Origin of the sequence: Actinoplanes sp. NBRC 101535, assembly GCF_030269225.1 — a bacterium.
Taxonomy (GTDB): domain Bacteria; phylum Actinomycetota; class Actinomycetes; order Mycobacteriales; family Micromonosporaceae; genus Actinoplanes; species Actinoplanes rectilineatus.
This window is the reverse complement of the sequence record NZ_BSSY01000032.1, coordinates 50,406-58,061: the sequence shown is the minus strand read 5'-3', so window position 1 is coordinate 58,061 and position 7,656 is coordinate 50,406. Positions and strand designations below refer to the sequence as shown.

At 70.1% G+C, this 7,656-nt stretch carries 5 protein-coding genes; 2 read left to right on the top strand and 3 right to left on the bottom strand.

What is annotated here, in order from left to right; all coding sequences use genetic code 11:
• Positions 1–574 precede the first annotated feature (574 nt).
• Positions 575–1,318, top strand: coding sequence for a hypothetical protein (locus QSK32_RS44205; protein ID WP_045748545.1), 744 nt, complete (start codon positions 575–577; stop codon positions 1,316–1,318).
• Between the two features lie 1,989 nt (positions 1,319–3,307).
• On the opposite strand, the gene QSK32_RS44200 is transcribed toward QSK32_RS44205, so the two are convergent.
• The gene (locus QSK32_RS44200; protein ID WP_045746019.1) at positions 3,308–4,282 is read right to left on the bottom strand and encodes a D-alanine--D-alanine ligase family protein; all 975 of its coding nucleotides are present in this window, start codon (positions 4,280–4,282) and stop codon (positions 3,308–3,310) included.
• Positions 4,279–5,589 carry an aminotransferase-like domain-containing protein gene (locus QSK32_RS44195; RefSeq protein WP_045746018.1) on the bottom strand — a complete coding sequence of 437 codons (1,311 nt, stop codon included), beginning with the start codon at positions 5,587–5,589 and terminating at the stop codon, positions 4,279–4,281. Before QSK32_RS44195 ends, QSK32_RS44200 begins: the two co-directional genes overlap by 4 nt.
• A 188-nt stretch (positions 5,590–5,777) precedes the next feature.
• On the opposite strand from QSK32_RS44195, the gene QSK32_RS44190 reads away from it, so the two are divergent.
• Positions 5,778–6,443, top strand: a complete 666-nt coding sequence (locus QSK32_RS44190) for a GNAT family N-acetyltransferase (RefSeq protein WP_045746017.1) — start codon at positions 5,778–5,780, stop codon at positions 6,441–6,443.
• On the opposite strand, the gene QSK32_RS44185 is transcribed toward QSK32_RS44190, so the two are convergent.
• Positions 6,421–7,578 carry an N-acetylmuramoyl-L-alanine amidase gene (locus QSK32_RS44185; RefSeq protein WP_285475417.1) on the bottom strand — a complete coding sequence of 386 codons (1,158 nt, stop codon included), beginning with the start codon at positions 7,576–7,578 and terminating at the stop codon, positions 6,421–6,423. The genes QSK32_RS44190 and QSK32_RS44185 overlap by 23 nt on opposite strands.
• Positions 7,579–7,656 lie beyond the last annotated feature (78 nt).

Genomic DNA, 7,656 nt, shown 5'->3' with positions numbered 1-7,656 from the left:
GGAGCCGGGAGCCGGGAGCCGGGAGCCGGGAGCCGGGAGCCGGGAGCCGGGAGCCGGGAGCCGGGAGCCGGGAGCCGGGAGCCGGGAGCCGGGAGCCGGGAGCCGGGAGCCGGGAGCCGGGAGCCGGGAGCCGGCGGACGAGTCGGGGATCTGTGTCTCTCGGGTTGAGGGCTTCGGGCCGGCGAGCCACGAGAACTGGCCTGAGGTCGACCGCCGTCGGCAGGTGGAACTCATGCGTGGGTGCCACTATCCACACCCTGTGTATTGGGGCTGTTGAAATCTAAGCGGGCCCGGTTTCACGTGAAACGTCGCCGATGGAGTTTGGGTTGTCCACCCCACTATCCACAGGGCACTCAACGCTCCGACGTCGTGTTTCACGTGAAACGGGGGTGCCTGTGGATAACTTCTGTGGATAACTTTTGGAGGGGCCGGTGAGGGCGGTGGGGCTCACCGGTGTCGCTGTAAGGGCCAGTCGGGTGGCATCCCTCGGTCGTGCGAAGCCCTGCGAAATTGACCCGGGACAGGGGGTCATGACCTGGGCTAGGGTCACGTCGTGTCTGAGAACACCGCCCCCCTGCCCGACTTCACGCGATGGCCATCCTTTCCCTTCGAGGGCGACATGCGAGTCAGGCGGCTCGCACCACCGGTTGAAGTCGAGCCTCCGCGCAGCGGCGAGGACGCCTCCGACTGTGTGGCCTGTGGGACGCCTGACGACGCCTACATCTGGGTCAGTGAGCGCTGGCGGGTGCGGGCCATGGACCGCCCGACCGGGCTGCCGATGGTCCTCATCCTCGAGTGCCGTTCACACCTAGATCTGGGCGACCTGCCCAACCTTCTGGCCGCCGAGCTCGGTGTGATGACCGTCCGGCTGGAACGCGCGATCCGTTCCCTGGACGGAGTGGCCCGAGTTCACGTCAACCGTTGGGGTGACGGCTCGGCGCACCTGCACATGTGGTTCCTCGCCCGGCCGTACGGACGGCTGCAACTGCGCGGCACGTTCCTCTCGCTCTGGGACGACATCCTTCCGGTCATCCCGGAACACCAGTGGCGGGAAAACCTGGCCCTGGTCGCCGCGTGGCTCGCGGACTTCGGCGGCAAGGCCAACGCGGAGCCCGCCCACATCCAGTGGGAGTCGCCGGCCACGATCAACGTGCCGATCCCGCGGGAAGACCCGGACGACGGCGCACGCCCGGCGACGCTCGGCGACGTCGAGGCGGCCGCGGCAACGCCGGGCGATTTTGGGGTACGCGACAACGACACTCCCGCCTCGGCCGGCCCCTTGGCGGCGGAGGCCTATCCGAACGATCCGCTGCCGTAACGCAGATTCGGCCTCGGGGCGCGATTGCTCCGGGGCCAGTCGCGCCTTCGACGGGCGCCCTTCGACGGGCGCCCTTCGACGGGCAGCCTCTCGCCGATCGGCCCGGAACGCCTCCGCCCTCTTGCTGGTCGCACTCTCGCCGACTCGGCCTTGAACGCCTTCGCTCTCTCGCCGGTCACCTCAAGCGCCCTCGCAGTCCGCTCGGCGGGCCGTCCTTGAACTCGACCGTTGTTCCAAGGCTGCTTCCTCCGCCGGCCATTAGTGGCGGAGTCATCGAGTCGGTGTTGTCGGGACCGTCATTTCCCTGGCCGTCACGTACCTCGGGCCGTCGCGTTTCGGGGCGCTGTTTCCCCGAACGCGACGGCCGTGACCGACGCGATGCCACTCAGCTTGAGTTGATCATTGGTATGCCCATCGACTTCGCTGCGGCTGCGATCACGTCTGCTGGGCGTCGTCGACGGTCGCCCCGCGCGTCGGCGCCGTTCTGCCACTCACGACCTCACCAGGGCCGTAGCCGAGATCGGAATGAGTTCGGTGGCGTTCCGACCAGCCCGGCCGTCGACTGCGGTCCACCCATGAGCCGAAAACGACCGTGGGCGACGGCTGGGCGACCCCGAGCCGTCGCCCACGGCTGACTCCCACCCTGCCGAACAGCCGCGGTCGACGGCTCGAGCGGCCCGGCCGTCGACTGTGGTCCACCCATGAGCCGAAAGCGACCGTGGGCGACGGCTGGGCGACCCCGAGCCGTCGCCCACGGCTGACTCCCACCTTCCCGAACAGCCGCGGCCGACGGCTCGACCGGCCCGGCCGTCGACTGCGGTCCGTCCCCGAACCGAAAACGACCGTGAGCGACGGCAAGCGGTCGCGCCATGCCACCCAGCTTGGTTGATCATGGACATGACCCCGCGCTGCGACAAACGGCTGAGCCGCGCTGACGCGACCGCCGCGGCCACGACCATGACCACGACCGCGGCCACGACCACGACCGCGGCCACCACCAACGGCCGACGAATCGCCGCGGCGAAGGGAATCGCATGGTTACCGGCCACGGCCGACCGACGACCGACGACCGACGGCCGACCGACGGCCGTGACCGACGGCCGTCCGGGTTGCGCTGTCCCGGGGAGCTGATGACGCGTCGAAGCAAGCACCTCGCATGCTCCTGACCGAGCATGCCGGGCACGATGAGGTGTGGGGCGCCGTCGGTCAGGTTCCCGGTATCCGGGTCGGTGTAGGAGGGTGGTGCCGTGATCGACAGCGGGGGCGCGGTTCCCGGAGTCGGCTGTGCCCGGCGAGGGGGACGCCCGTGCCGTGCCCTGCAGGGGACGCTGTCATCGGGGGCGACTCGGCTTGAGGACTTCGGCGGCTGGGTGACGGCCGAGTGGGGGCGACTCGGCTTGGGGACTCTGGCGGCTGGGTGACGGCCGAGTGGGGGCGACTCGGCTTGGGGACTCTGGCGGCTGGGTGACGGCCGAGTGGGGACGCCGCGATTTGAGGAGCCTGTCGTCTGAAGCGGCCGCGGTGTTGGGCGCAGGCTGTTCGGAGTCTCGGCGGTCAAGAGTCCGAGCCCGACTTCGCCACATGACTGGGGCAGGGCTTCACATGCGGGCGTACAACCGTCGTGTTCCGGATCCGCGACGGCTACCGATCGGAGACGGGTAACGGCGGCCGCGGCGAAGCTGTCTGTCGTTCGACCACCTCGCCGGCTGTCCCGGTCTACCTCTTCATGCCGGGCGGATCCGGTCGCTCGTCAGGCTCGGTCTTCTCCCGAAGGACGGTTGGTCGTCGGTCGGTTCCACGGTCTCCGCCCTACACCTCTGGGGGACGGTGCCCGGCGGCGGACGGGTGGCTCAGGGGGAGAACGGCCGAACCGCCGAGGGCCACCCGGGGACGCGTAGCGGCTTTTGAATGAGGTGTGGCTCGTACAAGAAGAAGGGAGGGACCGGCATCGGCGCCGGGCCCTCCCTCAGAGCTTGTGGGCCAGCGAGATCAGGGTGCCTTGCGGGCGACCGCCCGTTCCACCAGAGCGCTCATCACCGCGCCCAGGTCGACCCCCGCGGCTTGGACGGCGAGCGGCAGCAGCGACGTCTCGGTGAGGCCGGGTGAGACGCTGCAGTCGATCACGTGGGGTTCGCCGTTCTCGTCGACGATCACGTCGATGCGGGAGAAGTCCCGCATGCCGAGGGTCTTGTAGGCCGCCAGTGCGGTCTCCGCCACCTTCGCCGTCATCGCCGTGTCGAGGCGGGCCGGCACGTGCCAGGTGGTGCGGCCCGCCGTGTAGCGGGCCGCGTAGTCGTAGACCCCGTCGTGCGGAACGATCTCCACGATCGGCAGGGTTTCCGGGCCGGTGCCCAGGTCGATGATCGAGACGGCGACGTTGGCGCCGGTCACGAACTGCTCGACCAGGGCGGTCGAGTCGTAGGCGAAACAGCTCATCAGTGCGGCCGGCAACTCGGCCGCTTCCCGGACCACCGCGGCGCCGAAACCGGAACCGCCGCGCGCCGGCTTGATCATCAGGGGGAGGCCGAGGCGGTCGACGAGACGGTCGAGGACGGCTGCCGCACCCAGTTCGGAGAGGCGGTCGTGGGGCAGCGCCATCCAGTCGGGGGTGCGGATGCCGGCTTCGCGCAGCAGCGACTTGGCCGACGGCTTGTCCCAGATGCGGCGGGCGGTCTGTGCGTCGGCGCCCACGTAGGGAATGTCGTAGAGGTCGAGCACCCCGCGCAGGGTGCCGTCCTCGCCGTTGGCGCCGTGCAACGCGATCACCACCGCGTCGGGCGGGTCGGCCTGCAACGTCGGCAGCAGCGAGATGTCCGCCTCGTGCAGGTCGGCGCTGAGGCCGGTGGCGCGCAGGGCGTCGAGCACCCTGCGCCCGGACTTCAGTGACACCTCACGTTCGTAGGAGAGACCGCCGGCCAGAACCAGAACGCGTACATCGTCACGCAGACCCATGGCAGTGATCATGCCAAGTCGGGGCCGGGCACGTCGGCGGCGGCCGGGCCGCGACGACGGTGCGGCTGCAGGGCGGCGGCCCCGCCGAAGATGGCCCGCATCGCCAGCTCCTGCTCCATCACACCGGACAGCCGGCGTACGCCCTCGCGCAGCCGTTCGGGTGCGGAGAAGCTGAAGTTGAGGCGCATGTTGGCGTGGCCGGTGCCGTCGGCGTAGAAACCGGTGCCCGGCACGTACGCCACCCGGGCGGCGATGGCCCGGGGCATCATCGCCTTGGAGTCGAGCCCGTCGGGCAGGGTGACCCAGACGAACAGGCCGCCGTCGGGCCGGGTCCACGTGGAACCGTCCGGCATCAGGTCGTCGAGGGCGTCCAGCAGGGCGTCACGGCGCTCCCGGTAGATCTCCCGGTAGACCTTGATCTGTTGACGCCACGGCATGGTCGTCAAATATTGCGTGACGGCGGCCTGCCCGAACGGGTTCGGGCAGAGGACGTTGGCCTCGCTCATCATGACCAGCTTCTCCCGGACCGCGTGCGGCGCGAGGATCCATCCGATCCGCAGGCCCGGTGCGAAGGTCTTGGAGAACGTGCTGAGGTAGAACACGCCGTCGCGGCGGCGGGCCCGCAACGGGCGCGGGGCGTCGCCCTCGAAGGACAGCATCCCGTACGGGTCGTCCTCGATCACCAGGAGACCGGCCTGCTCGCAGATGTCGAGGATCCGCTCCCGGCGTTCCTCCGAGAGGGTGACACCGGCCGGGTTCTGGAAGGTCGGGATCGTGTAGAGGAACTTCGCCGGTCGGCCGGTTCTGGCCGCGTCGGCGATCGCCTCCTCGAGTGCCTCCGGGATCAGGCCGTCGGCATCCATCGCGACGTGCCGCACCTGTGCCTGGGCAGCCTGGAGGACGCCGAGTGCGCCGACGTAGGTCGGCCCCTCGGCGAGCACCACGTCACCCGGGTCCAGGAACAGTCGTGCGATGAGGTCGAGGGCCTGCTGTCCGCCGACGGTGACGACCACGTCGTCCGGGGAGGCGTTGGTGATGCCAGACAGGGCCATCACCTCACAGATGCGTTCCCGCAGCTCGACGTTGCCCTGACCGGTGCCGTACTGCAGCGCGGTCGCACCGTGCACCGCACCCAGGTTGTTGAGCATCTCGCCGACCGCGTCGAGGGGGAGGGCGGCGATGTAGGGGGAACCGCCGGCCAGCGAGACCACCTCGGGGCGGCTGGCGACGGAGAAGAGGGCGCGGATCTCGGACGTGGTCATCCCTCGGACGCGTCGCGCGTACCGATCGGTGTAGTCGTCCTGTGTGGTGCCGGTCATGCGGCTCTCACCTCGGTGAAATCGGTGGTTGAGACGCTCCCGATAGTAAACGCCGACACCGGGTTTCGACCCCGGCGTCTCACGGCCAGGGTTGCCCGACCTGCTCCCGTTCATGGCGATTCCGGCGTAGGATTCGCCCGGAGCGCGGCTGATCGTGCTTCATGAACTGATCCTCATGGGGGCCGCCGATGTCGCGACGCCTGGTCAACCTGACCCTCGACACACTCGAAGATCTTCCCCGGCCGTGCCGTCAGTGCGTGCACTGGGAGCTCGATCCGGTCTCCGCCGAGCGGGCCTGCGCGACGGGTGACCCCGGTCTGGAGAAAGAGGCCTGGGTTTCGCAGACCCTGCTGGAGTGGGGGTCCTGCGGCAAGCTGGCCTACGTCGACGGCATGCCGGCGGGTTACGTGATGTTCGCGCCACCCGCCTACGTCCCCCGGTCGATGGCTTTCCCGACCTCACCGGTCAGCGCCGACGCGGCCCTGCTGACCACCGCCAAGATCGTGCCCGAGTTCGCCGGTGGTGGGCTGGGCCGGATGCTGGTGCAGGGTGTCGCCCGTGACCTGACCAAGCGGGGCGTCAAGGCGATCGAGGCGTTCGGCGACGCGAAGGCCGGCGAGATCGACGAGGAGGACGAGCGGCAGGGCGCCTGCCTGGTGCCGGTCGACTTCTTCCTGTCGGTCGGGTTCAAGACCATCCGGCCGCACCCGCGTTACCCGCGGCTGCGACTCGAGCTGCGGACCGCGCTGTCCTGGAAGTCGGACGTGGAGTACGCGCTGGAGAAGCTCCTCGGTTCGATGAGCCCGGAGAAGCTCCTCCGCCCGATTCCCGCTACGAGCTCGGCCGAGAACTGAGCGCCATCCGCAGCTGGCGCACGTCGATCGAACCGGTGGGGACGTCCCGCTCCACCGGGAAATACATCCGCTGGACCGCGGCCAGGATCGCCTCGACGATCTGTTCCCGGCACAGCGGGTCGATCAGCCGTTCCCGGTCGACCGGCGAGGTGAGGTAGCCCAGGTCGACGCGGACCGTGGGCATCCGGGTGAGACGCAGCAGGTCCCAGCTCTTCGCGTGGGTGCGGCAGTCGTGCATGCCGGTGCGCACCACGATCTCGCGCTGCACCAGGTTGGCCAGGCGCTCGCCGACCGTGGAACTCAGGCCGGTGCCGGTGCCGTAGTGGTAGGTGGCCACACCCTCGGCGGCCTCGGCGGCGTGCCCGTCCAGGTGCAGCGAGATCAGCAGGTCGGCACCGAGGCTGTTGGCCAGCGCGGCCCGCTCGACACCGGTCATCGGCTTGGCGGGCGACGGCCCGCGGGTCAGGTGCACCCGCATGCCGGCCGCGGAGAGCCGGCCCTCCAGCCGGGAGGCCAGGTCGAACACCAGGTCCGCCTCGGTCCAGCGCAGCGGGCCGTCAGGCACCACGACGCCGGTGTCCGTGCCGCCGCCGTGTCCGGGATCGATCACGATGGTCTTGCCCACCAGGTTGGGGCCGGACTGGCGGAACGCCTCGGCCTCGCGCAGCCACTGCGGGCGCCCGCCGACGACCTTGCGACCGAGGCGGCGCAACGCCTTCATCGTCTGCGGACCGCAGGAACCGTCGGTGGACAGGCCCACCTCGCGCTGGAACTGCGCCACGGCCCGGGCGGTGCGGGTGCCGTAGACGGCGTCCGGGCGACCGGTGTCGTAGCCCATCTCCAGCATGCGTTCCTGCAGGGCGCGGACGTCCTCGCCGACCAGCGGGTCGGGCACCGAGTGGAACAGCGTGCGGGAACCGAGCCGCCACCGGGCCGCGTCCAGCGCGCGCCACGTCTCGTCGCCGACCATGCCGTCGATGCCGAGTCCCCGGTCCTGCTGGAAGGCGCGGACCGCGGACTCCAGCGCCTCGTCGAAGACGTCCGGCTCGGCCGAACCGAGCAATTCCAGACCGACCAGGATCGATCGGATCTCGGAAACGGCGGGGCCGGTTTCGCCGCGTCGGATGGACCGCACTCAGGACTCCCTAGGGGGCGAGAAAGGACGACCTTGGGAAGCGTACGCCCCGCGTCCGAGAACGGACGCGGGGCGTGC